This is a genomic window from Microbulbifer sp. MI-G (assembly GCF_030440425.1).
In the GTDB taxonomy this organism is placed as follows: Bacteria; Pseudomonadota; Gammaproteobacteria; order Pseudomonadales; family Cellvibrionaceae; genus Microbulbifer; species Microbulbifer spongiae.
Genome location: NZ_CP098023.1, coordinates 3264180 through 3288929, shown reverse-complemented (window position 1 = coordinate 3288929; position 24750 = coordinate 3264180). Strand labels below are relative to the sequence as shown.

The 24750-nt window shown below is 47.3% G+C and carries 26 protein-coding genes, 2 pseudogenes and 1 other annotated feature; of the genes and pseudogenes, 18 read left to right on the top strand and 10 right to left on the bottom strand.

Annotated elements, in window-relative coordinates:
- Nucleotides 1-55: 55 nt before the first annotated feature.
- The 8 genes from M8T91_RS13725 to M8T91_RS13695 form a co-directional block, all read right to left on the bottom strand.
- Nucleotides 56-472, bottom strand: coding sequence for a GFA family protein (locus M8T91_RS13725; protein WP_301414729.1), 417 nt, complete (start codon nt 470-472; stop codon nt 56-58).
- Nucleotides 473-708: 236 nt separating this feature from the next.
- Nucleotides 709-1188: a hypothetical protein gene (locus M8T91_RS13720; RefSeq protein WP_301414728.1), complete on the bottom strand. Its 480-nt coding sequence runs from the start codon at nt 1186-1188 to the stop codon at nt 709-711.
- Nucleotides 1189-1235: 47 nt separating this feature from the next.
- Complete coding sequence (locus M8T91_RS13715; RefSeq protein ID WP_301414727.1) at nt 1236-1427, bottom strand: phosphotyrosine protein phosphatase; 192 nt, start codon at nt 1425-1427, stop codon at nt 1236-1238.
- 138 nt (nt 1428-1565) lie between these two features.
- Nucleotides 1566-1784 (bottom strand): hypothetical protein, encoded by a 219-nt coding sequence (locus M8T91_RS13710; RefSeq protein ID WP_301414726.1) that lies wholly within the window; start codon nt 1782-1784, stop codon nt 1566-1568.
- A 389-nt stretch (nt 1785-2173) separates the two neighbouring features.
- Nucleotides 2174-2488, bottom strand: a complete 315-nt coding sequence (locus M8T91_RS13705; RefSeq protein WP_301414725.1) for a hypothetical protein — start codon at nt 2486-2488, stop codon at nt 2174-2176.
- Between the two features lie 121 nt (nt 2489-2609).
- Nucleotides 2610-2810, bottom strand: a complete 201-nt coding sequence (locus M8T91_RS13700; protein ID WP_301414724.1) for a hypothetical protein — start codon at nt 2808-2810, stop codon at nt 2610-2612.
- Between the two features lie 3 nt (nt 2811-2813).
- Complete coding sequence (locus tag M8T91_RS19050; protein WP_436970335.1) at nt 2814-2867, bottom strand: hypothetical protein; 54 nt, start codon at nt 2865-2867, stop codon at nt 2814-2816.
- A gap of 307 nt (nt 2868-3174) precedes the next feature.
- Nucleotides 3175-3363, bottom strand: a complete 189-nt coding sequence (locus M8T91_RS13695) for a hypothetical protein (RefSeq protein ID WP_301414723.1) — start codon at nt 3361-3363, stop codon at nt 3175-3177.
- A gap of 464 nt (nt 3364-3827) precedes the next feature.
- Here M8T91_RS13695 and M8T91_RS13690 point away from each other — a divergent pair.
- Nucleotides 3828-4960: pseudogene (locus M8T91_RS13690) on the top strand (IS3 family transposase).
- Nucleotides 4085-4201 (top strand) — a sequence feature (AL1L pseudoknot). Its footprint overlaps the pseudogene before it by 117 nt.
- Before the next feature lie 101 nt (nt 4961-5061).
- Here M8T91_RS13690 and M8T91_RS13685 read toward each other — a convergent pair.
- Nucleotides 5062-5799 (bottom strand): OmpW/AlkL family protein, encoded by a 738-nt coding sequence (locus tag M8T91_RS13685; protein WP_301414722.1) that lies wholly within the window; start codon nt 5797-5799, stop codon nt 5062-5064.
- A gap of 570 nt (nt 5800-6369) precedes the next feature.
- Here M8T91_RS13685 and M8T91_RS13680 point away from each other — a divergent pair.
- From M8T91_RS13680 to M8T91_RS13650, 7 genes and pseudogenes are all read left to right on the top strand, one after another.
- Nucleotides 6370-7143: pseudogene (locus M8T91_RS13680) on the top strand (IS5 family transposase).
- 1054 nt (nt 7144-8197) lie between these two features.
- On the top strand, nt 8198-9529 hold the full coding sequence (locus M8T91_RS13675) for a choice-of-anchor B family protein (RefSeq protein ID WP_301414721.1): 1332 nt from the start codon (nt 8198-8200) through the stop codon (nt 9527-9529).
- 123 nt (nt 9530-9652) lie between these two features.
- Nucleotides 9653-10603, top strand: a complete 951-nt coding sequence (locus M8T91_RS13670) for a FixH family protein (RefSeq protein WP_301414720.1) — start codon at nt 9653-9655, stop codon at nt 10601-10603.
- An 8-nt stretch (nt 10604-10611) separates the two neighbouring features.
- A complete protein-coding gene (locus M8T91_RS13665) occupies nt 10612-11883 on the top strand; it encodes a cytochrome-c peroxidase (protein ID WP_301414719.1) in 1272 nt (423 codons plus the stop codon).
- A gap of 812 nt (nt 11884-12695) precedes the next feature.
- On the top strand, nt 12696-14930 hold the full coding sequence (locus M8T91_RS13660) for an Ig-like domain-containing protein (RefSeq protein ID WP_301414718.1): 2235 nt from the start codon (nt 12696-12698) through the stop codon (nt 14928-14930).
- Between the two features lie 407 nt (nt 14931-15337).
- Nucleotides 15338-15994 carry a hypothetical protein gene (locus M8T91_RS13655; protein WP_301414717.1) on the top strand — a complete coding sequence of 219 codons (657 nt, stop codon included), beginning with the start codon at nt 15338-15340 and terminating at the stop codon, nt 15992-15994.
- Nucleotides 15995-16065: 71 nt separating this feature from the next.
- Entirely contained in the window at nt 16066-16554 is a 489-nt protein-coding gene (locus tag M8T91_RS13650; protein WP_301414716.1) for a hypothetical protein, read from the top strand.
- 336 nt (nt 16555-16890) lie between these two features.
- Here the strand turns inward: M8T91_RS13650 and M8T91_RS13645 are convergent.
- A protein-coding gene (locus tag M8T91_RS13645; RefSeq protein WP_301414715.1) for an IS5 family transposase occupies nt 16891-17669 on the bottom strand; the annotation gives its coding sequence in 2 pieces (ribosomal slippage) (nt 16891-17354 and nt 17354-17669; 780 coding nt in all).
- A gap of 758 nt (nt 17670-18427) precedes the next feature.
- Here M8T91_RS13645 and M8T91_RS13640 point away from each other — a divergent pair.
- The 10 genes from M8T91_RS13640 to M8T91_RS13595 all read left to right on the top strand — a co-directional run bounded on the left by M8T91_RS13640 (nt 18428) and on the right by M8T91_RS13595 (nt 24723).
- Complete coding sequence (locus M8T91_RS13640) at nt 18428-18820, top strand: hypothetical protein (protein ID WP_301414714.1); 393 nt, start codon at nt 18428-18430, stop codon at nt 18818-18820.
- Between the two features lie 130 nt (nt 18821-18950).
- Entirely contained in the window at nt 18951-19319 is a 369-nt protein-coding gene (locus tag M8T91_RS13635) for a hypothetical protein (protein WP_301414713.1), read from the top strand.
- A 130-nt stretch (nt 19320-19449) separates the two neighbouring features.
- Complete coding sequence (locus M8T91_RS13630) at nt 19450-19830, top strand: hypothetical protein (protein WP_301414712.1); 381 nt, start codon at nt 19450-19452, stop codon at nt 19828-19830.
- A gap of 77 nt (nt 19831-19907) precedes the next feature.
- The gene (locus M8T91_RS13625; protein ID WP_301414711.1) at nt 19908-20360 is read left to right on the top strand and encodes a hypothetical protein; all 453 of its coding nucleotides are present in this window, start codon (nt 19908-19910) and stop codon (nt 20358-20360) included.
- Between the two features lie 35 nt (nt 20361-20395).
- Entirely contained in the window at nt 20396-20791 is a 396-nt protein-coding gene (locus M8T91_RS13620) for a hypothetical protein (protein ID WP_301414710.1), read from the top strand.
- 110 nt (nt 20792-20901) lie between these two features.
- A complete protein-coding gene (locus M8T91_RS13615) occupies nt 20902-21960 on the top strand; it encodes a ribosome-inactivating family protein (RefSeq protein ID WP_301414709.1) in 1059 nt (352 codons plus the stop codon).
- Between the two features lie 893 nt (nt 21961-22853).
- A complete protein-coding gene (locus tag M8T91_RS13610; protein WP_301414708.1) occupies nt 22854-23078 on the top strand; it encodes a hypothetical protein in 225 nt (74 codons plus the stop codon).
- Nucleotides 23059-23316 carry a hypothetical protein gene (locus M8T91_RS13605; protein ID WP_301414707.1) on the top strand — a complete coding sequence of 86 codons (258 nt, stop codon included), beginning with the start codon at nt 23059-23061 and terminating at the stop codon, nt 23314-23316. Before M8T91_RS13610 ends, M8T91_RS13605 begins: the two co-directional genes overlap by 20 nt.
- 526 nt (nt 23317-23842) lie before the next feature.
- On the top strand, nt 23843-24130 hold the full coding sequence (locus tag M8T91_RS13600) for a hypothetical protein (protein WP_301414706.1): 288 nt from the start codon (nt 23843-23845) through the stop codon (nt 24128-24130).
- Nucleotides 24131-24204: 74 nt separating this feature from the next.
- On the top strand, nt 24205-24723 hold the full coding sequence (locus tag M8T91_RS13595) for a hypothetical protein (RefSeq protein ID WP_301414705.1): 519 nt from the start codon (nt 24205-24207) through the stop codon (nt 24721-24723).
- Nucleotides 24724-24750: the final 27 nt, after the last annotated feature.

The window sequence follows — 24750 nt, the reverse complement described above, 5'->3', positions numbered from 1 at the left end:
TTTTAGGCGGCTGCTTTTGTCTGCACAGTGCAACCCTTTGTTAGCAGCTTTTGGGCTATTTACTTGGTAACTCATTGTACTCAGATAATTCATTTGGAGCTTTATACCAGCTGGCTTTCGAGGAGCAAAATATGTTTTGGAATGGATTAATGCTTGGAGTTGTATCAAGTGTGCCAGCTGGAACTACGACAGCTTTACCACTTTTTGCATGCCAAGGTAACGAAGAGCCACATTGCTTACAAAATGCCGTTGCAAAGTGCTTCGTCTCTTTTGGCGAATAGCTACCCACTAAGGATTCACCACTGACCCATCGAAATTGATCGGGTGATACCAATAAATTTGAAGCATGAGCACTGCCGGTAAATTTACGACAACGTGAACAGTGGCAATACTGAAATATTCCTAAGTTCCCGGTAAGTTCATAATGTACGTCACCACACAGGCAACTTCCTTTTGAACTCTGGTTGTTCACGTAATTCTCCTCAGACTGCTAACATTTGTATATTCATCATCCTAACCACTATTATCTTGATTACTGCCCCGGAATCAATTCTACGCCGTTTATCCACAATCCGTATTAAAAACAGCTAGTTACATAGATTTGGTGCAATCGTGCAAAATAAGATCACTTTACTTCAGGCGTAAAAAAACGAGTGGGCGACGCGTTTTTTCGGCGCCTCAGTGAGCGTAGCAAACGAATTCAACACTTTAATTAACGTTATTTTCAATAAATCGCTTAGCTTCTTCGGGTGTAAGAGCACCACCTTTGCACAAAATTTCACCTTCTACTGTAGCAACTGTCATGCCGGGTCCTTTGATTGGCATATACGCTCCTTCGGATAAAATGACTGAATTGCCAATAGGTTCATCTCTTAGTGAGCTTTCTCTTTGGTCAATTAGAATATAGCCTTTGTCTGAACATAATTCGGCAGCTCTTTTGTTAAAAATTCTTCTAGCTTCAGAATAGCTCAACCAACTCTTTACATCAGTTTTTCCAGTAACTCTGTATAGACCTGCAGCTATCTTTCTCTCAAAATAACCGCCTTTGAGTTCCCAGTCGGTGGTTTCTTGATATTTTGTAGCACACCCTTGAACCAAAACAACTCCAACTAAAATTATTAAATACTTTATGATTGCCTCGACATGTTTAAAGCCTTTAGTAACAGCAAATTGCGGACCTGAAGGCATAATAATTTGTTCGCTTGCCTAAACTTGTTAAGGGCTGAATCTCAGAACTATCTCTCCAAGTACGCCCCAATAACCATTTCTAATTCTTGGACCAGTTCTGGATCCATATATCGGTATTCATCAGAGATATCTAAAACATAAATAGGCTTATGATCTAGCATTCGGGTAAATTCAGCTTTAAGCTTATTTTTATGTTTCTGCTCCATTACGAATATCACGTCAGCCCAGCGAATATCCACATGCCTGACTGTTCTTTTTGCTTGCGAGCTAGTGCCGGCAGACCTAGTACTGAAATCAGGGTGCTTTCTCCATATGGCTTCGGCTGTAGGGCTGCGCCACTGATTTCGACTACATATAAACAGTAGATTCCGCATACATTACTCTTTTTCTGGAAGCTCAAAATCTAAGGTTTGACGTACAGCTCGCTTTGGGTACTCGATACCTAACTGCTTGGCTCGACGAAGTTTTTCCGAACGCGTATACATCAACTTCCAATTTTTCTCCGAAATTAACTGATTTTCAGTTTTTGCACTATTATTTCGAAACTTGGTTCTAGCTCTGAATCTCCTCCAGGCTCGACCTCTAAATTCATTCATTACTCTTTTCTCTATCAATTATCGGGTTCAGCAGCCGCAATAATACGGAGAGGAAAGCCTAATTACGTCTCCCTTTAATATTTATAGATTGATCGCCATGATAACTATTATCCTGATTACTGCCCCCGGAATCAATTCTGCGCCAGAAATATAAAATTGCCATTGAAATCAATTAGTTATGCTGGCATGACACAATCGTACAAAATAAAGCCACTTTCTCCAGGCGTAAAAAAACCGGCTTAGTGGCCGGTTTGGGTGGTTGGGTGTCTGGTAGAGACAACAATCACAAGGTAGCTGATTTATATCCTCAAACGCAAAATCGGTGATGAAGGCCTCGATTATCTTGAAGGTATATATGGTAGGCTGTTCCCTGCAGCACCCAGCTATATTTACTTACTTAGTCGCACTGCCTCGATTTTTGGACGACCTTTTACGCAGCCATTAATAACTAAGCCTACTTGTTTGCCGGCCATGAATGCTGCGAGTAAAACTGATAATTTGGCTTGGCCTCCAGCATCATCCACGAGATCTACGCGGTATGTATTACTATTACCACAGTTCTCTGGGTCAATAGTCGGCGTGTTCATCTGGACATCTACAAAGGGCGTCCAAGGATTAATGTGCGTAATATCGGACTTTGGCACCTCGGCGCTAAACGCTGTGGCTGATATGCAAGATAATGCGACCAAAATGTATTTCTTCACTTTCTACTCCGTAAATAAATCGTGGAACAGCACATTTATATACTGATCACCATGGCCAGTATTATCCCGATTGCTGCTTCGGAATCAATTCTGCACCACCCCTTTCATACGCTTTCCCCTCTCAATAACTCCACACAGTAGGCCGTGTACGCTTACCCGGTATAGGCTCAAGATCATCCAGGTGCAGGAATCTGCCCTTGTGTGGGCCATGCTGCTTCACTCCAATGCCGGTAAACCCTTCCTCTGTCGGGATCCCCAGCAGCTCATAGGCACGCCCACCAGTAACTGATACATCCACAGCCTGCCCGGTAGTGTGTGTCATGGTTTAACCGATACTGGCGCAGTGGGCCGGGCAGCGATAGCCGGAGTTGATTACCATCGGCTTGTTCAACCGCTCCCTCACCCTAATCAACTAGCGCAGCGTGTCATTCGAGAAGTGGAATTCCCCGCAACAGCGGCAGGACAGTTCCTCTTCCGTGAAGTAGGCGTTGTTAAGCATTGGATTACCAGAAACAAAAAAGCCCGCACTGAGCGAGCTAAGAATTGATAAGGGGGGGGTTGGTACAACTTCCATACCCACTAGGGAGACATATCAGCCTACGGGCAAACAGCCCGCCAGGCGCAGGAGCGCCCAAACAGACGCGAAGTGGCTGTTTGGGCGTCGCACTACTTCTCCTTGTTCTGTGTTAACTATCAGCTGATTCTATTAATATTGTAAATGAAGAGATAATTCCAAACAGATTTGTATTGGCTGTTACAGAAACCACTGTCCAATTATTAGTTTCTATTTCTGCTATTTTTGCATTTAATAAATCTAAATCAGGGCTTTCGTGCCACCATTTTTTAGCTTTGTCAAATATTACAACTTTACGCATTTTCGTTATGCCTACTTAAAAATATCGTATTCAGAAGATATATAATTTATTCATGGTAATCTATACGCCGTCATGACGTGTAATATTGTGTAATTATGGAAAATATCGAAAGACTGGCCAATAATGAACTATTGATCCTAAATTTCATGCAAAAAACCGGCTCTTGGCCGGTTAGTCAGGATGATCGCTGCACACAACTTCGGCAGCTTTGCATAGATTAGTGTGTAGATGTGTACACTGTCAATAGTCAAAGGCTGTATTTAAATACAGTTATGCGGCATTTTCCGCCAAGTAAAGCGCCTCCACCGCTCCCTCAATGACTTTGCACATATTAATTACCCAACTTTTGCTTTGGCCAACCTTCCTGCACACATCTTGCATTTCCCACCGGTAGTAATACCGCAACCAGAAAACTGAATCCCCCCAGGTTTCTCGGAGGCTAACTTTCTTGAGAGAATTAGCCAATGAGCAAACGACCTGGATACTCTCCCGAAGTACGGGAACGCGCAGTTCGCATGGTATTGACCGGCGAGCACGAGCACCAATCACGCTGGGCAGCGATCACATCTATCGCTTCCAAGATCGGCTGCACACCCGAGACCCTACGATCATGGATTAACAAGATGGAAGTCGACAATGGTACTAAACCCGGCACCACCAGCAGCGACACGGCCCGTCTCAAAGAGCTGAAGCGCGCTAACGAGATCTTGCGCAAGGCTGCCGCTTTTTTCGCCCAGGTGGAGCTCGACCGCAAACCGAAGTAATGGTGGCATTCATTGACCAGGAACGTAAGGCGCACGGTGTCGGGTCAATCTGTGAGGTTCTGCCGATTGCACCGTCGATCTTTTACCGCTGCAAGCATCTACAGGCCAATCCAGAGCAACGCTGTGCGCGCGCTCAATGTGACGATGAGCTGAAGCCTGAGATCCAGCGGGTCTACGAAGAAAACCACTGCACAGTTGAACGGCTGATGAAGGTACTGTAATTGAAAGGTGTTCGAAGAGGCAAACGTTGTGTTACGACTATCCCGGATGAGCTGGCCGATAAGCCGCTGGATCTGGTGAATCGCGAGTTTACAGCGGAGCGCCCCAACCAGCTTTGGGTGGCCGACATAACCTATGTTGTAACTTGGTCTGGTTTTGTTTATGTCGCATTCGTTGTCGACGTATTCTCCCGCTACATCGTTGGCTGGCGTATGTTAAAGAGCCTTCAAACCGACATTGTGCTTGATGCTCTGGAGCAGGCACTGTGGGCACGAGGTAAGCCCCGTGGTGTTACCCATCACAGTGATCGAGGTAGTCAGTACCTGTCGATTCGATATACCGAGCGGCTTAGTGAGGCGGGTTTTCAGGCGTCAGTCGGCAGTGTCGGCGACTCCTACGACAACGCACTGGCAGAAACCATCAACGGTTTATTCAAGGCGGAGGTCATCCACAGGGCAGGTCCCTGGAAAGGGCTGGATGAGGTTGAACATGCAACCTTGACCTGGGTCGACTGGTTAAACCATCGCCGCATTCTTGGGCCAATTGGCGATATGCCTCCAGCTGAATACGAAAACCTGTATTATCAACAAACCGAGTCTGCCCAAGCGGCATGACTCAAATCAAATTGCCTCCGACAAACTCGGGATGATTCAAAGCGCGAATGCATGAGGCACAGCTACAATGGTTCTCAATACAAACCTTATGGCATATAGGATCAGAAGCGGTAGCCAATCCCCAGTGAGTACACGAATGGGTCTATATCCACATTCACATTAATACGGGAAGCCCTGTGCCCATCTGTGAAAAAGCGAATGGTGGCATCGGTGTCTATATCCAGGTACCAGATGGCCGCGTTCAACTGCCAACGGCTTTCCCGGGCAAAGGCAATATCTATTCCGATTTCCCCTGCCAGGCCCCAGGAATCATCCAGTTTGAGTCTTGCCCGTGATTTTGCACCGAGTACAGTGTCAAAATAGCGCTGGGCCGCACTGTTAATGTGTTCACTCAAAAAGTGGGTGTAGTTCACCCCGAAGCCGATATACGGCTGCACGGGGGATTCTGTACATACCGGGTACCATTGCACGCTGAGGGTTGGCGGCAGGTGTTTGATATCTCCCAGGCGCACCCGTCCCAGAGTTTGCCCGGTCACAGGGTCTGGCAAGCCGCGTACATCAAGGTTGTGCTTAAACGGAGCTGCCGCCAGAAGCTCCAGACCCCAGTGATCCGCGAACAGCCAGGTACCGGTAATACTGGCGGAATAGCCGGTATCAACGTAGACTCGTGTGCCAGGCAGTTGGGTGCTATTGAGGTACAGATTGTCAGAATCATCGGTGGGGTCAACGGCTGCAGTGCCGACGCGAACAATAAAGTCCCCTTTTTTATACTCAGCCAGGGCCTGTCCACTAATGAATACGCAGGCACAAAATGCTGCTACCAAACCGTACCTCTTCATTACTCACTTTCCTGTGGGTTATATCCGCAAATGGGGATTGGCAATTGGTGTAGTCAGCAACAGTTATAGGGCACCTTATCAAAAAGTGACAAATATTAAGTACTTTCTGGAGGAAGGCAGGAGGTATCGATACAAAGCGGGTTCTTTATAACCTTCTACTGTTAATCCAGCTTTGACCTGATCATGTCTGAATTGCCGAATTCTGTTTTAGCCGTCTGGGACACAGTGAAAATACAGGTGATGTTTGATTATCCGCCGAATACGGTTACGGGTGAAGCATTTCACTGGGAGAGAATTATACCTGTGATTGGATGAACACCATGTTTAAAAATGCTACTTCATTCATTACTGTCACTAAAATTAATTGCCGGGATTTCGTTCTCTGTGCACTCAAGTTAAGCCATTGATACCATGTTCTCCGCTGGTGAGAGGGTTCTTATTTTCCTATCCGTTTTGCATGCATGAAAGCCTTTGCAACAAGCCCTTTGGGAATCTGTTTAACCCGAGGGGACTGATCACGTGCTCAAGGTTTCTAGGGCCTGTTCACACTAAATCCTGTATAATCCCTTCATGGAAATTACAGCGCAACAATACAAAATTATCGAAGATTTTCTGCCCCTTCAGCGCGGCAACGTGAAAAATCCAACTTACAAGTGCTGAACGCCATTCTTTACATAGCCGAGCATGGTTGCAAATGGCGAGGTCTGCCGAAGAAATTCGGCCGTTGGCACAGCGTCTACATGCGGGCGAATCGTTGGGCCAAGCAAGGTGTACTGGATAGGGTCTTTCTGGCCCTCCAGGAAAATAATGTGATCAATATCCAGGTCGATCATATCTCTCTTGATTCTACGGCTGTTAAAGTTCATCCAGATGGCACTGGCGCGTTAAAAAAACGGTCCTCAATCTATCGGCAAATCATGAGCAGGATGGACCACCAAGATTCATATGGTTGCAGCCGACCACAACCGCGCCGTAGTATTTTCTCTGTCACCGGGGCAGGCTGGAGACGCTCCGGAGGGCCGAAAGCTGCTGAAAAGCCTTGAGAACTGCGGTTGGGATGGTGCCAAAGTGATCATGGACAAGGCCTACGAGGGTAATGAAACCCGGCAGTTGGTATTCGATCTGGGCATGGAACCTGTCGTGCCACCGAAGAGTAACCGAATGAGCACCTGGAAATACGACGTAGAGGCGTACAAAAAACGAAATGAAGTGGAGAGGCTGTTTCGACGCCTGAAGGGCTTCAGAAGAATTTTCTCTCGTTTTGACAAACTGGATGTCGTTTTCACATTTTTTATTCACTTTGCGCTTATTGTCGATACTTTAATTAGTGTGAACAGGCCCTAGTAATACCAATGATAAAAACGATTTAATTACTGGGGTTGTGTGGAATTGCAAATGTTGCAGTAACAATATTATGCGCAGATTTCCACCACTAAATATTAAATTGTCATTGTTGTATGATATAATAACACTCTTACAAAATAAGAGTGCGTCGGGGCTATTCGGCGCCAGAATGCTCAGTTATCTTCCAGAAAATGCCAATCAGTTTTTTCTTCGGCAAAAGTACTTGCTGGGCAATTACCGCATGACCATCTCAGGCATCTTTAATTCGGGCGCTTGATGGTTGTGTTGTCAAAACTGTCTTGATGGTGAAGGTGTGTATCAACACTTTGTGTGCGGGGCACTTTTTTCACGTTTTGCACAAACGACACACCACCCTATTACCGCAGTTGGTGATGCAGCGTGTCTTATTGACAAAAAGGTCAACTACCGCCTCTGGCAGTACGATTTGACCTGACTCTACCGTTCGCTGTGCAGGGTAGAGCGTGTGGTTTTCCTTCAACCGGCAAGTTTTATTGGGAGACCATATGAGAGATTGGCAGAGTCCAGCATTGTTGCAGGTATCACACAGTCTTTGCCCATAAATACCAGAAAATAGCAAAAAGGCGGTATTTGGGATTTTACGCAGAGAGATCCGGGCCATATTCCTGATTTGTAACACTCAGCAGGAGTTGAGCTGGCCGGGGCCTGTGCCATAAGAAATCGCATCCCCTTGTTGTGAAGGTTCCCTGTGCAGTGGATCGCATGGCATACAGTGGGTGCTTAAAGGCAAGTCAGTGGTTCAGATATTTCGTGCGTATTTCCCGGTGAAGCAAAGCTTTACCGTCGGGTATTTCTGAGCCGGAGCGTATTGCGCGCGATTGGTTTAGATAGGCAGAGGATTCTAAGGTAGAGACAGCATCAATCCATAAAAGGTGTCGTTAGAAACAGATGAGATTGGCGGCGCTTTAACCGTGCCCCCCTGGGGGTTTTCGCTGTACCACCTGCTTTGCGGGTGGCTGTTGATTTGCACATTCACGCTGCATTTAATCGCCAACCACACAAGGAGTCACAGGCAATGTTCCAATTTTTCAAATGCAATATCGCTGCCGCAGTCCTGTTGGTCATTCCTTATATGGCCTGGGGTCACAGCGCCATGTTCCCGGATAATTACAAATTTGATGACAGCAACAATGGCGGGCTGCCACAGGAGCTACGTCAGCTAAGTGCCAATTTACAATCGGTCGAATTTTGCCTGAATGGGAATGCTGGAGGCTATCCGTGCAGAAATATCGACCTGATGGCTTTTTTCTCCAAGTCAAGCATGGGTGGGGGAAGTGCCAATTTAAACGATATCTGGGGGTATTCAGATCCACTCACTGGTGCTGAGATAGCAATAGTGGGCAGGACCAACGGCACTTCATTCGTAGATGTCACCGTGCCCGATGCACCGGTGTACCTGGGTTTTCTGCCCTCCCATAACAATGGCACAAGCGCCTGGCGGGATATTAAGGTCTATAACGATCACGCGTTTATTGTCGCCGATGGCTTCAGTAACCGTACACACGGTCTACAGGTTTTTGATTTGCGCACCTTGCGCAACCTGCCCTCGCCGGGGCAGACACTCCGTGAAACCGCCCATATGGGTGGCTTTGGTAACGCGCACAATATCGCCATCAACGAGGATAGTGGCTACGCTTATATCGTCGGCAGCAATCAATGCAGTGGCGGGCTGTATACAGTGGATATTTCCACTCCGAGTAACCCCCGCTACGCAGGCTGTTTTTCATCCGATGGTTATACCCATGATGCCCAGTGTGTTATTTACGCCGGTCCGGACGCGTTTTATGTAGGCCGGGAAATTTGTGTTGGCTACAATGAGGACAGTATTACCATTGTGGATATGACCGATAAGCTCAATCCACTGCAGCTATCGCGCACAGTGTATCAGGGCTCCAGATATACCCATCAGGGATGGTTTTTGGATGGCAATCACACCTTCCTGATCATGAATGACGAACAGGATGAAACGTCGCGGGGGCAAAATACCACTTCCTATATTTTTGATGTGAGCAACCTGAACAGGCCCGTTGAAACAGGGCGCTATGTGGGGCCCACCAGAGCCATAGATCACAATCTCTATACCAACAATGGCTATGTGTATGAGAGTAATTATCGGGCGGGTCTGCGCATTCTGGATGCGGCCAACATCGCCTCGGGATCTCTTCAGGAAGTAGCCTATTTTGATACGATTCCCGGTTCAAACAGCGCACAGTTCTCCGGTGCCTGGAGCAGCTATGTCTATTTCTCCAGTGGCAATATCATTGTCAGCGATATCGGTAACGGTCTGTATGTCGTGCGCCCGAATTGGAATGCAATTCAAAACCAGTTGGTGATGAATTCACAATAATCATACGCCGCAAACAGTCAACGCACCTGTGCGCACTGCGCACAGGTTGCTATACCTTCTCTGGTTTCCAGCCGGTCAGAGGCCCGTGCTATCCGGAGAATTTCAAATTTTTGGAAAATTCAGATGCGAGCAAAAGTGATCTGCCTGCACGGCCATATTGCGATGTGTCTATTTTTTTCCTTGATGGCTAAAGCCATTGAGAGCAATACACCCCCCGAAATAGGCACACCCGCTGCAAGTAGCCAGACGATGCTTCATATTGGCGAGCAATTATTACACAACGCCGAGGCAGCACAAGCCGAATCCGTATCTCTGAGCCTTCACAGTAACCGACTGCGTAAATCCTTGAATCAATTGCGGCGGCAATGGCATGCGCTCCCGCAGGGCAGGGATCAGCCACTGCTTAAACATACAATGCATCTTGTGGCCGAAGAAATTCCCCTGTGGCAGGAGCAAGTCAGCCGTTTGCGCAATCAGGCATTGGATCAGCGCGGGCATGCGCTCACGCTGTTGGAAAAGGCCTTTATACAGATTTGGCGGCCTCATATCCGTTTAACCGACAGGATACGCGGGGCCGACAGTGACAGCTACATCACAGGGCATAATTCCAATATTCGCAGTGTTCATCCGGGAAAAATGAATATGGCTGTTGCTACGGAGGCAAGAGCCCCAACAGCGGACATGAGCCTGGAGATACCCGCACTCAGTGGACAGAATATTCCCGGCGAGCTGAACCTAAGCAGCTTCCGGATTTCCCGCAAGCTCAGTGTCTTTGCCCATATAGAGCCGGAAACAGCTACCACGCTGGTACCGCTCAACCAGATTCACCAATGGCGACTGATCCTGTCGCAACTGAATGGCCAGCCTTTGCGTGGCGCCGAGATTTCAATTGAAGGGCATATGCCGGGACATGTACACGGGTTGCCAACACAACCCCGTGTCACAGAGGAGATGGCGCCGGGGATATACCGGGTACAGGGCGTCAAGTTCCAGATGCCCGGCTGGTGGGTGATGACATTTCATATTCGTGTCAATCAGCAGGATGATGCGGTTACCTTTAATATCCGCCTATAGGCGTTACCGTGACAAGATTACTACTGCTTTTTTCTCAGTTGCTGTTCTTTTTTTTACTCAGCGGCACGCCGAAACTGGTATCGGCCGGCGAAACGTATCGCTTCACCAGCGCAGATATTGCCTTTCTCAAACGCTTTACCCTTGCTGCGCTGCCACCACTGCCGGCAGCACCCGATAACCTTGTGGCCGATAACCCGCGCGCAGCTGCCCTCGGCCAACGGCTGTTTTTCGATACACGCCTGAGCGCCAATGGTCAGGTGGCCTGTGCCAGTTGCCACCAGCCGCACAAGTATTTTACCGACGGGCTGCCCCGGTCCCGCGCACTGGGCACCACCAGGCGCAATGCGCCCACCATACTCGGCGCCACGCACAGCCCATGGTTGTTCTGGGATGGTCGCAAAGACAGCCTTTGGTCCCAGGCACTGGGGCCCTTGCAGGATAGTAATGAACACGGGCTGGACCGCCTCGGCCTGGTGCGCATTATCCGACAGCACTATCGGCACGATTTTGACCAGCTTTTTTCCAGTCGAGCAGATTGGGCGCGCCTGAAAACCGTTCTCAACAAACGCAAGAGAACCCCAAGGCTGACAGCCAGGCAAAAAGCGGCAGTCAATCGCATTGTGAGTCAAGTGGGCAAGGCTATTATGGCCTACCAGCGAAAATTGAAACTGCACCCTGCACGCTTTGATCGCTTTGTGGATCAGCTGCAGCGGGATAACAGGAATGATCGAATTCTGGCCAGCTTGATGAGTGCAGATGAAGTGGCCGGGATGCGCCTGTTTATGGGGCGCGCCAACTGTGCCAGTTGCCACAATGGCCCCCTGTTTACCAACTACGAGTTCCACAATATCGGCGCACCGGAAGCCGACCCGGAAAATGTGGATCTGGGGCGCTATGCCGGCGTAGAGCTCTTACAGCACGACGCCTTTACCTGTCTCTCTGCACAAAGTGACGCCGGCGCGGATGACTGCGAGGAAATGCGCTTTTTGAAGAAGCAGGGTCGGGAACTGGTGGGCGCATTTAAAACACCAACGTTGCGCAATGTTGCCCACACTGGTCCTTATATGCACGCAGGGCAATTCTCTACCCTGGAAGAGGTGCTGGCACACTACAATCGCCCAACACCACCCTACTATGACCGCAAGCAGCATCCGAGCCGGCCCCACTTTGATATATTACCCCTGGGGCTGGATGAAACACAGATAACACAGCTTATCGCCTTTCTGGAAACCTTGTCGTCACCCATGCCATTGAACGATCCACTGTGGCGCGCACCCTAAACCGATGCACCCTGGTGCCAGGTTAGGCCTGGCCAGCTTTGCTGGTATGTTTACTCACTGCCGGTGGCTGTCGGGGCCGCTCGAGTATGTTTCTCTTTGGCTTTCCCTGGTGCAAGCCATCCAAGGCTTCAATACGGTAGTTGATAACGAGACCTTTGGAGTTGAGTAAACCGTACAATATAGGGTAACCCGCACCCTTGTGCCGGATCGCCCGCTCTAACAGTTCCTTTCTGAATGCTTGATCAGCCTTGGTGACAACGCGACCGTGGTTGACTCTTGCAAGTGCCGGGTTCACTGGGTGGATTCTGACGGATCCTGTGAGAAGCCACTGGTTTGGGTCCAGTGGGCTTTGCGACTTTTTCAAGCGCGGTGCACTCACGCTTCGATCTCAAGTCACTTCTCAGCCATCAGTTTCCTGAGGCCCTTGGTTTGAGCCTCGCGTTTCTTCATGGCTCTGGTGATTTTTTCTTCAGTGTTGCGTTTCTTCAGGTTGGGATCGTTATTGGGATAACTGAACTGGAAATCTCATCGCGCTTATGGTGCTAAATTCCGGGAGTAAGTCAAAAAGACTTGAATTCAAGGCACTGTTTCAGGATAGTGCGCGATTGCGTCTGTTGGGCTTGTGGTTTGGAGAACTTTTTTGACAGAAGGCTCCTATTCAAACACCAACAGATGTACCAATTGGCTGCTCACTGGTATGAGTGGCCTATGAACACTAAAACGTATCAGGCCGTGTAAAGGCTATACACACCCGGTTGGGGGGATGCTGGCTGTTGCCTCCGGGTGCAAAAGAAATTGTGAAGGATAAGTAGATGCACACTCTTACGCTGTACCAATCCGTTTCGCGATGGTTTCTGTGGTTGACCATTGCAGTTTCACTGGCCGCCTGTGGTGGTGGCGGAGGTGGTAGCGATAATGGGTTTAGCGCTCCGGACGATGCGACACCGGACCCGGATAGCTCTTATAGTATTGCCGTAGAGCTGCGCGATATAGAAACTGGTGAACTGGTTGATAATCCCAATCCGCTGGAGCCGGTCTATGTTCAAGTAACGGTCAAAGATAACAATGATCCTATCGTTTCCGGTAACGTGAGTGTCAGCACAACCCTGGGTAGCTTGACACCCGAGAGTGGACAAGTACTGACCAATGAGAGTGGTGTTGCACTGATCGAGCTGGATGTTGAAGGGCAGGATATTGGCAGTGCCGGAGAGATTGTTGTTACCTACGATACCGCCAGTACCAATCAGGCGCCTTTCTCGCCTCTGAGATTTACTGTCGTAGAGCCTGCTTTACAACTGGGTTATTTTAACAATGGGCAGTTTGTACCGGGCAGCCTGGAGATTGTTGCTCCGGTGCTGTCTTCTACCGGCAGTACACCAATTGATGTCATTGTGCAGGGGCCCGATGGTGAACCCTACCTTGAGCCGTTAGAAGTGGTATTTTCCAGTAATTGCAGCCAGGGCGAACCCCCTGCTGCCAGCCTGGATTCTCCGGTGACTACAACCAATGGTACGGCAACGTCGACCTTTACTGCGGAGGGCTGTGAAGGCCAGGATACCGTCACTGCAACGCTGGCGGCTTACCCGGGTATATCGGCCAGTAGCCAGCTTGAAGTGTCGCCTGCTGAGATAGGTTCCATCGAGTTTATCAGCGCAGACCCTGCGATTATTTCTATTCGAGGTAGTGGGGGTAAGGAGACGTCAACGCTGGTTTTTCGGGTCTTCAATAAGGATGGCCTGCCAGCCAATGGGGTTGATGTCAATTTCGAATTGACGACGGTGATTGGGGGGGTAAGCCTTACCAGCAACTCTGGCGTGACCGATGCAGCAGGGGATGTGAAAGTATTGGTTTCTTCCGGTACCGTAGCGACGCCGGTTCGGGTAAAAGCCTCGATTGTGGATAACGGAGTGGTTATTACCTCTACCGTGTCTAATGAGTTGACGATATCTACGGGCATACCGGACCAGGATTCATTTTCTGTGTCTGCTACGGTCCTGAATCCGGGTGGCGGCAACATTGACAACGTAACCTCAACCATCAATGTTCTTGCTGCTGATTCCTTTAATAACCCCATTCCCGATGGCACCGCAATCAGCTTTAGGACCGAGTACGGGAGCATAGAGGGGTCCTGTACTACTGTTGATGGTGCATGCTCTGTACAATGGACAAGCCAGGATCCTCGACAACCGCTGAAATATACCTTCATTGATGATAATGGCGGGTCGTCTTCGCTTCGAACTATTCACAACTCAGTTTGCCCTGTCACTGGGGAAATTGGTGATGTCCCTTGTCCGGTAAGTCTGGGGCAGCCCTATGGCGGACGCTCTTCAATCCTGGCATATGCGCTGGGGCAGGAAAGCTTTGTAGATGCAAATTCCAATGGGCTGTTTGACGCTGGTGAAGAATTTGAAGATTTGCCTGAAGCGTTTGTGGACCACAACGAAGATGGGGAATTTGGTAATTCCGGCACAGCTGGCAGTTGCTATCCTGATTGCCCCCAAGTCGCTGGTGACGAGGATAGGATGGTGGACTTGAATGAAAACAAGGGCTACGACAAAGGTAATGACATTTATAACGGCGTGCTTTGTTCCGACGCTGCCGAAGCAGTGGGTGCCTGCTCTAAAGAACTGGTTCATGTGCGTAGTGATGAGTTGACGATTCTGGTAGCCGGGCATAACCCATACGGAGCACTATTTGATGGTGAAGGCAGCAGTGCTGCCCTTATCTCTAAAGTCGAGGTTTCAGGTAACGAAATCAAACGACATAATTTTTATTTGTCTGATGTATACAACGGGCGGTTACCCTTTGGTACAACCGTTAAGGTTGAGTCGGACGAATGTGTTGTGGAGCCAGAGGACTATGTGGTAGGTAATACCAGCGCTTATGGTCCCAGTAAAGTTCAGATCTTCTTTAGTACTCCCAAAGGTGAAGGTGCCAAACCAGAAGGTTCTGGTTTGGTGAGTTTTGAGGTCAATGTGCCGGCTCCCGCAGGTGGCACTGGTAGCGTTACCAGGACTTTCCGAACCCCATGTTCCTATAAAAAATAAATACGATCGCCTCAACATGACCTGCATCAGGTAGCCCCCTGATCGCCTTTCAACCCTTGCCGGGCCGCATTGGCGGCCCGGTTGTGTTTTTGCCGCGGCGAATTGGGGGACTGCAGTGGCTATTTTATTGGGTTTATTGCCAGTGGGGCGTCCTGATACTATCGGCAGCCCCGCTTAAAACGGTCCGCGCCGGCCTGACCAGCGGGCCTGATGGGTAGAACCCGCCGCTCAATCATTTCCTGTACCCAGCGCCCGATCTTACGCTTGGATCGTATTTATTCCCATCAGTGTGCGCTATCCAATGCATGAAAAGCCGCTTGACGATTTTTTGTCAAGTGATTTATTTTCAGGGTTAAACCCCGTACTTTGTTACCGGTACTGCACCTGGTTGGTAATTTGGAAACCCTATGAATGAATCTGTAGCCCTTTATCACGCTTTTTCAGAGTTTCAACCGCCGCGGACCATACGTGGCTGTGAGTGCTGTATTAGTGAAAAACAGTTAAAGGTGCTTGCCACAAAAAGGCTGGTGGATATCACCCCGGATGAAATCGCAACTTATGCCGGCTCCGCACTGAAAACGGTTGGTTCGATTGATGGTTTTATGTATCTGTTTCCCAGGGTGTTTGATCTGCTTATGAAAGATGCACTCGAATGGGTAGATCCGGAAATTGTCTATGGGGCTATGGTTGAAGCCAACTTCAGTCAATGGGATAAGCGAAAAAAAGACCTTATTCAGGGCCTGTCAAGAAAGAAATATGTAAACGTATTGAAGGGCGGAGATACTATTTGGGGGATAGATGTCTGGTTATGTGCGATCTCCCATATAGAAAATGACCTCAGTTTCTATTTGCAACAACTGGAGCAACCAGAACACGCCCAGGCTTTGTACAGTTTTATTGAGCGGAATATGCAGTCTATCTTCAGCGGCAAACTGCAAAACGCTTTCTGGCGGGATTGCCCCGATCAGGAAAAGATCATATTGTCCTGGATGCGCCAGGGAAAGGTTGCAGAGTATTTTCTCAAGGCCTATGGCATGGATTTGAAGAAACGGGCAACAAGTTGAAGCACTACTTATAACTATTCAGCGTAGTGCTTACTGTTATCCAGAAAATCTGATCGATTAAGTGGTAAAAAATGCCAAAAAACAGAACTGATTCCGGTGAGGCTTGTAAAAAACACAAGCTTAACCCTGGGTGCTCAGGCCAGAAGTGCGGCGAGCATACCAATGCAGATAAAACCCGCAACGGCTGTGGCATGCTGATTGTATGCTTGCTTTTGTTTTCTTCGCTAATGTTTTTTCTCTTCGAGAGGGTTCAGAAATCCCATGATGCACAAAAAACTCGCGATATAACTGCCACGATCTCGCTGGCTGACTGGAAGTCTGCCAGCGAGGAAGCTCGCTGGATCACCACCATTGCGCTTTTCAATATGATGAAAGAGGCAAAAAACGCCTCACAAGGCGACCAGAAAACAGAGGACATCAATTCCTTAAAGCGCTGCCTTGACAAGGCAGCACACACAGCAGAGGTCGAAAGCCAACAGATTACCGAGCACGCCACGCTTTGTATTGCTCAAATTGCACAACAAACCCCACTGGCTGCGCCAGCGGCCAGGGAACCTTAATACCGGCGGCAGTTACCCGATGTAGCTACAGGGAGGGGGTTACGTATCATCAGGTGTCCACTTACTGAGAAGGGTTAACTGATTTTCCCCGATCCTCAACCACGGCCTGTTACTATCGCTAACCGTTGTCTTTAAAGCCGCATTCCAGCAGTCCCTTTTTTACTGAGTCAGCTTATGCAGTTACCCTCTTCGGCGTGAACAGCCGCCATTGCGAATGCCTACACTATCTTCGCCCGATATCCGCGTTCCGCACATATCAGTGGTTGCCCTTGCTGTGTCTCGGAGGAAGACCAACAAGCGCGTAGAGCACCTCTCCGTGAGCTTACCAGCAATGAGCTAGGGCCTGTCTACACTAATCATCCTGTCAGCGATCAGTGAAAAGTTGATAAAAAATCTGAATACTGCGTCCAACTTGTTAAAACGACTAAAGATTCTTCTGAACCCTTTCAGTCGCCTGAAAAGGCGCTCAACTTCGTTTCTCTTCTTGTATATTTTTCGATCGTACTTCCATGGATTGATGCGATTAACCTTAGGAGGAAAAACAGGAATCATGCCCAAGTCCAATACCAATTGTCGTGTTTCATCGCCTTCATAGGCTTTGTCCATTAGAACTTTAGCGCCTTCCCACCCACAGTTTTCTAAGGTTTCCAGAAGACTTCGACCTTCTGGTGCATCCCTGGATTGACCGGGTGAGAGTGCAAAGGTTATTACAGCCGTTTTATCATCAGCAGCTACCATGTGAATTTTAGTTGTCCATCCGGCTCTTGATTTTCCAATGGATTGTGGACCGTTTTTTTTAATGCTCCTGCACCATCTGGATGTACTTTTACCGCAGTGCTATCGAGTGAAATAGTGTCAACTTGGATGTTAACGACATCTGCACCTTGCAGAATAACAAAAACATGGTCTAAAACCCCTTTCTTGGCCCAGCGATTAGCTCGCATGTAAATGCTGTACCACTTGCCGAATCGTTCAGGAAGGCCTCGCCATTTACAGCCATGCTCGGCGACATACAATATGGCATTAATTATCTGTATATCAGGGATTTTTACATTGCCTTTTTGAACGGGAAGCAGGTGTTCAATAATTTTGAAATGCGATTTTGAAATTTCCATTCGCAGAGTTTATCATGTTTAGTGTAGACAGGCCCTAGGCTAGACTGTACACTTCGACATACACCTCCGCGAACGGCCTACGCTTCGAGCGCCAATACCAGCTTGGCGTTAATTTCACCCTTATTTAATGGTCAGTTGATCAAAAGATCAATTTTTGAGACTTTTTTCACGAATCCAAAAAAAAAGAATGACATGGAAGTAAATTTCTATATTTTATATACAAAGATTATGTATTTTATTTTTTGAATCGGCAATTTTACAAATGAAATAAAATTCAGACATGAATAATGAAGATAGTCACAGACTCACCTCCTCATCTCAAGAGGATAAGTGAAAATTCGTTATCAAGCTTTGGAGGCAGGGAATTTTTCAGAAATGGAATTGCTAAGATGGTATGAACCACACCACAAACCGAGAGTAACCGGGTAAAACGCCACAAGGCAGATGGGCTTTATATGCCAATAGGGTGCGGCGAAACCTGCGCAGCCCTGGCTTTTAAGATGTGTCATTTTAGTAAAAAACCACTATCGGGGGAGTCAGTCACCAGTGTCTAAATTCACGGAAGTAGTTGATTAATTCACATAAAAAAGTTTTTGTGGGTTTAATCGGCACAGGGAAGAGCCATTGCCGACCCGGAATCGGCAGAAAATTTTGAACGTCAAGCGTAATCAATTACTGATCCGTAGTTCAAGAGCGAAGATCAAATGAATCTACAGGATTTGTTTGATCGTGAAGTCAACAATAATGAGGATTAAACCATGAATAAAGTCATTGTCGGCGCGCTACTCGCCTGCGTGTGCAGCCCCGCGCTGGCACAGTCAGTGCTATCCAATACATTCAGAGCGCAGTGCACAGGGTCGGATTACAAATGGATTGAAAAGTTTGATATTAGCGATATCTACCCTGCGAACAGCGCAACCGGGACCTTGGGCAAGGCAGCAGTGTATTTCGGCAATAACGATACTGGTGAGGTGTATCAACTGTTCGTTGACGAGTCTAGTCCAGACTCCATCAGAACCGTGCAAACTCTTACGTCCACTGTAAATGCAGGGCTTGCAACCGATAAAACAGTAGATCTTTGTATCGACCAAAGTACCACACCCCATAGTGTGATGGCCATCAATTTTATCAAGGAGGCAACCGGTGAATAAAAAAATGGGGGCTAGTTGCTTCGAAATACTTTTGCCCAGAAGCTCGGACCAATAGCCCAATTTCCTGCTACAGAGCAGGAAAAGTCAGAGCGACTTAACGACGGGAAAATTGAGTATAGAGGACTGCACGATGAAAAAAATTTTGACTATTGTACTGCTCGGCTGTTTTGTCACACCCGCACTGGCAGAACTTGTGGATGATGCCCAGGTTCAATGTACGGACCAAAATCACTCCTGGCGACCTGGAAGCACTATTACCGATTTTTATCCCACTTTGAATGGAGGTGCCGAACTGGGCAACAAGACTATTTACTTCGGTGCCGCCAATGGCAACGTCTATCAGGTCAAAATCCCTGTGGATGTAGCAGGGGCAGCCATAGTGACCACTATGATTTCCAACCTTCAAGCAGCATATTCTTTACAAAACACCCTGGATCTATGTGTGGATGATGACACCTCCCCTCCAACCCTGCTTGGGATTTTTAGTCACGCGCCCTGATAAATTACAGGAAATAAAAGCTGAAAATCGATGGCATTTTTTAACCTTTTATTTCGATAGGAAGTAAAGTCAACTGGGGAATTCAAGCCCAAATCTGTTTATCCTATCTGTTACGCAAGAGGAATATATAGTGAGGAAAACTATTATCTGTACATTACTCGCTTGTATGGCGAGCCCGGCACTGGCCGTATCGACAACGCGAGACTACTTCACCAATCAGTGCTTAAACGCCGGCCACAATTGGGCAACTAATGTGGTGATTAGCAATGTCTTTCCAACCCAAATGGCCAAGACGCTGTATTTTGGTGATAAAAGAGGGCGCTTTTTTCAGATAGGCCGCCTGAACCCTAACGACGATATCGTGGTCGGTTCTGAGTACAATACGATAATTGCAAACTACTTAAAAGCGACTGTCTACAATAGTGTGGCATTGGCCCAGCCGGTGAGTCTCTGTGTTGACGCCAGTACCAGTCCTAACACAGTACTCGGTATCTATACCGAGGCGCAATAATTGTTGATGCGAACAGAATATTTGGACCCTGCTTGTCATCAGGTTGCTATATGCCTTTAATTTAGGATATTCATAGTATGAAAGTAATTATTCATTCGACCCTGTTTTTGTTTTTTTTGGTCATAGGTTGCCAGGTGAGTGCCCAGAAGGCGAACTTTAAACAGCAGTGCGAAGCTGCTGGTCACCTGTATGTGGAAAATTTTGATGTGACCGACGTCTATCCTTCGCTGATGGGAACCGGGATAGGATCATCTCCAGTTAATGGCGATCTTAGTTCATATGCGGTTTACTTCGGCAACGAGAGTGGCTCACTCTATGCAGTCGATGGAATTGATTCTCAATTGGCCGTGGATAATCTGCTCAATACATTTTCCCGATCCACTACCAATATATATGGCTTGGTGTATGCCGCGCTCGCCGTTAACCAATTGATCGATATCTGCGCAAATACAACTACCTCTCCGAGAAGTGTTGTGGCGATTCGTTACTCTTTGGAGAACTTGCACAGACAAGACTCCGATATCGAATAAGTCCACTAACGAATTATCTACATGAGATATCAATCATGAAACAAATTATTTCCATTCTGTTTTTCTTTTCCAGTTTATATATTTACAGCCCAACATATGCAAATACGTTGCAAGATTTATTTGAAAATCGCTGCCAGTCCAGAAGCTATCATTATATTAAAAATTTCAATATCCAGTCCGTGTACGCTACTACCATTAACGCATCCGGTAGCACGCTGCCAGATAAACGCATCTATTTTAGCAATGGCGAAGATTCGTACTACCAACTGCCGAATGCTACATCCTTGTCAGGAAACGATCAGAGAGGTCTCTATGCCATCTTGATTAGTACAGTTTACGCATCATTGACATCTGACGGTACTGTGGATCTATGCTACGACTACAGAACTTCACCTTTCACGGTGGTCGCGATGCGCTACGATCTGCGTTAGTCGATACGCACGGAAATACTATGCCTTACAAATGTGTGTCCCTATTGAGGCTACTTTTGATAAGCACAGTTTTAGTGGCTTTCCATGAAGAATTGTTCAGGTGATTATTTATGAATAAATTATCAAAAATACTAATAAACTTGACGATACTGTTGATTTCCTCTCAGGCATTGAGTGACGTTGGGTCATTTAATATGGACTTATCCAGTGATACCACTTATATCAATAGCTTAAACGCGATTCGCAATAATGATCGGATTACTACACCGGTGAATGAAGTGCAGATGCAGGGCACGGTTCTACGACGATTGGAAGCCGCCAATCCCTACACTTTTTTGCGAATTGAGATAACCGGACTGGATGAGGAGCAGCCAGGTCTGGAGTTTATAGTAGACCCTGCGAATTTATATGTCGTTGGGTTCTTGGCCGGTGGTAGATACCACCGTTTAGATGAGGATCGGGCTCCCGCCACTATTGCTGGTTATACCACAGTGCAGTTGGACACCGGTGGTGCCTATGGCATTCTGGAAAGACGGGCACATTTGGGCAACGATGGACGTCGTGGTCTGCAATTTGGAAGACAAAATCTTCTGGATGACGCTATTCATCTGGCACTTTTGGGTGACAATCGGAATGTCGGACAGAATACCGCGCGTGCTCTGCTGCGTTATATCACCGTCATCGCGGAGGCGCTGCGATTTCGCGAAATTCAGCGCGAAGTAAGGCCTATTTTCACTGCCGCCCAACCCACCAGGACACTGAACCAGCGGGATATTTTGATGACCAACAACTGGCAAACCATAGGCAATGGGGTAGGTGGATGGGCCGCGGAAAGGGCTGCCGGGAATACCGATGTCACCGCAGTCAGGGTCGCCAATGGCGAATTCAATCTCCGCACAGTGCGGGATATGCTGGCACTGATCGCGATCATTCCGGTTTGTCGATTGGTCGCCTCAGTCAGTTACAAGTCGAGAAAGGAACTGAGCGCAGGTGTACCCCAGTGTTACCGGGATACTACAACGATACAAGGCTTCTATGTTGTAGATCGGGAAACCGCTGCATTGGCTCCGCAAACTCAAGTGGTGGACCGCCCGGCTCCGCCACACTCAAATGGCTTCAACGATTTTATGCGGTCCATGATTATTACCGACCTTGAGTTCGGGCGTTGATACTCGCGTTCTGATTTGAGCACAGATGGGAATAGCCCCGGCTGCTTTCCCACTTCCATTCCGGGTGTTATCGACTGGCTTGTATGACCAATAGTTTATAGCTATTGGTCTCGTTCATTGGGAATATGGATCAATCCACCGAATCGGTCGGTTTCCCAGAGGTAGGCCCTTGTCACCACGTTATTTTTTGGGGGAACCACCCTACCTCACCCATGGACAGTTTCGATCTCCCAGTGTCCCTGGTATTTGCGGCTTTCAACGCTATCCGAATGTTCAGATATATGCCGTTTATCAGCTAGCCTTCCACGGTTGTTGTAGGTATGTCCACAGCGTACCGCCAATGATTTTATTTCGGAAAATATATCGGTAGATCGTTTCGTGATGAATACGCTTCTCCGACAACTTTTTCAAGGCTCAGATTTTTCTGTAGCAGCCTTCTAATTAGTTTGAAGTCACTATGGGTGTAGTGTCTGTTGTACAGCGAAGGCGATCGAGGTGCAACAGTGCGTCGTTGGGCCTGGCCAGGTCGATATGAACCACCAATGTAGTCACAGCTGATCCTGTTGATCTCTCGGTAGCTGGTATTGCGTTGCCGATTTAGATTTTTGGCTATAGCGGCGATAGAAAATCCTTGTTTTCTTAGCGCAGACAAGATATACCCTATTCTGAGGTGATCTGCTGGTGCTTTATGGTTACTTTTCACTTCTTGGTGGGAGTAAAAAGACCTTAGTATCACAGGTCGTCTCTATCTTAATAATAACGGTGTGGCACTTAGTAAATGAATTCGACACTTACAACAAACAAAGGATCGACCACACACTGCGTGTACTGGATTTCTGGCTCGTTGCGGATCCGATTCGTGCTTTGGGGCATTATGTGCTAATGAGAATGCCATGAAAAAAAGTACATTTATGCTTTTTTGCCTATTTATATTGGGATGTTCACATGGTCGTATAGATATCCTGGATAAAGATGAAAAAGTGGTGGGCTATTGCTCAGAAAATTTTTATCTCCATTGGTATGGTGCGCATGATTCAGTGGATTATATTCTGTATCTATGTGCAAAAGAACACATAGAAAAAGGCTATAGGATATCCGATGATTCTATCATTGGATAATGATTACACACTTCCTGCAGCACCAGGAGATGGAAACTGGAATAAAAAAACAGCCAAACAACAGTTTTCAAAAAAACTAATTACAGAAAAAAAGCTTGGTTACATACTGGCTGCTATTGAGTATGAGTACTGGCAAAAGTTACAAAAGGCAGAAGAACAATTATCGAACTCTTCCATAACCCAAAAAAAGTATGAAAAACTAGTAAAGCAAGCCAAGACGGAATTCGAGGATACGTAGGCGCAAAACAAATGGCTACAACTTGACCTCCGACAAACGAGCTGGGCATTATAGGGCTTAGATTGAGCGATGATAGAAGAGAATAAAAATAATAGAGAGTCATTTGAGCGCATAGACAAAGAGCTTGACGTGAGCTTGCGCAAGACACACATTATGACACCTTTAACTATGAATACGCTGTTGTTTCCTGCCACGAAATACATCGACTAGATTTTCGACCAACTGAACGAGAAATTTATAAGGTGATAAAGATCATTGGACTCCACTCTTTTCTGCCAAGATTGTTTTGGTTTCTACACAGTAAGGTTCCGTTCTTTTTATTTATCATGAAAATTGAATATCAAGCTATAGGTGAACTGTCGATTAAAAAAACTCGGTGAGTTACATTGCCAAGTATTGGATTTGGTGCTAAATGCCCTATAACAATACATGCAATGTTCGCCCACTACAAAGTGGGAACCTGACCTCTAAAAGCGTATCAATGCAGCCATTCACTCAGCGTTAAGTTTCTATGAGAATTTAATACATGGATCGTACGAAAATGATTTTATCAGTAGCGTTCATTGTTTCAGTGGTATTGAATGTGGGGATTTTCTATATGCATAGTCATTCCCGCGATGATTTTGTTGTAGCCATGTCAAAGTCTATGCATCTTGAAAATGAAATCCTCCAAAATATCGAGATCGACAATATGGAACTTGCCAAATCAGCCCTTACTGAAAGTATCGGCAATAAAGCGGCCTATGTTGGTATATGCCTGGAGCATGAGTGTGTTAGCAAATCAGCGTTGGCTAAACTCAGAGCAAAACCCTAACAAATTACGGCACAATCACCCTTTCGTGGCTGGGCAGTCAAAACTGCAGTTTGTCTGCCCATGCGCAATGCTTTATGTTCTTTGAAAAAATGGGAATATATTATGATGAGGTCATCGCCGGCAAGCTTGTAGAAGCAGAATGGCATAGGTGGCCAGAGCCTGAGCAAAACGCAGTGGTTTTATTTTTCAACGCGTGGTGGCAGTGGGGGCGCTGGGAAGATACCCGGCAAGTAGAAACCTGCTTGTCCACACTGGCCTGTGCGGGGTGGGATGTGTCCAGGCAGTTAAGCGCATGGTGGAATGATGACTCCCCGGCTTCCCGGCAATGCATCATTGCGTTTCTGGCAAGTCAGGTGAATGTACTCACCCAGGGAGAGTCACCATCAGCCTTTTGGGGAAAAGATGGCACTCAGGTTTTAAAAACCTGGCTGGATGACGTTGTACAGCTACCCGCACTACTTTCGCTCGCACTGGAGCATCCCATCGACACGGAAGTGCACGATTTATATACAATAGCGTCCCTGTGCCTTGGCAGCAGCGCCGCAGATACCTGGTTTGAAGAGTACTATGCCCGCCACCTAACCGTACATTAGGGTCAAGGGCTGATCACCCCGCCGTAC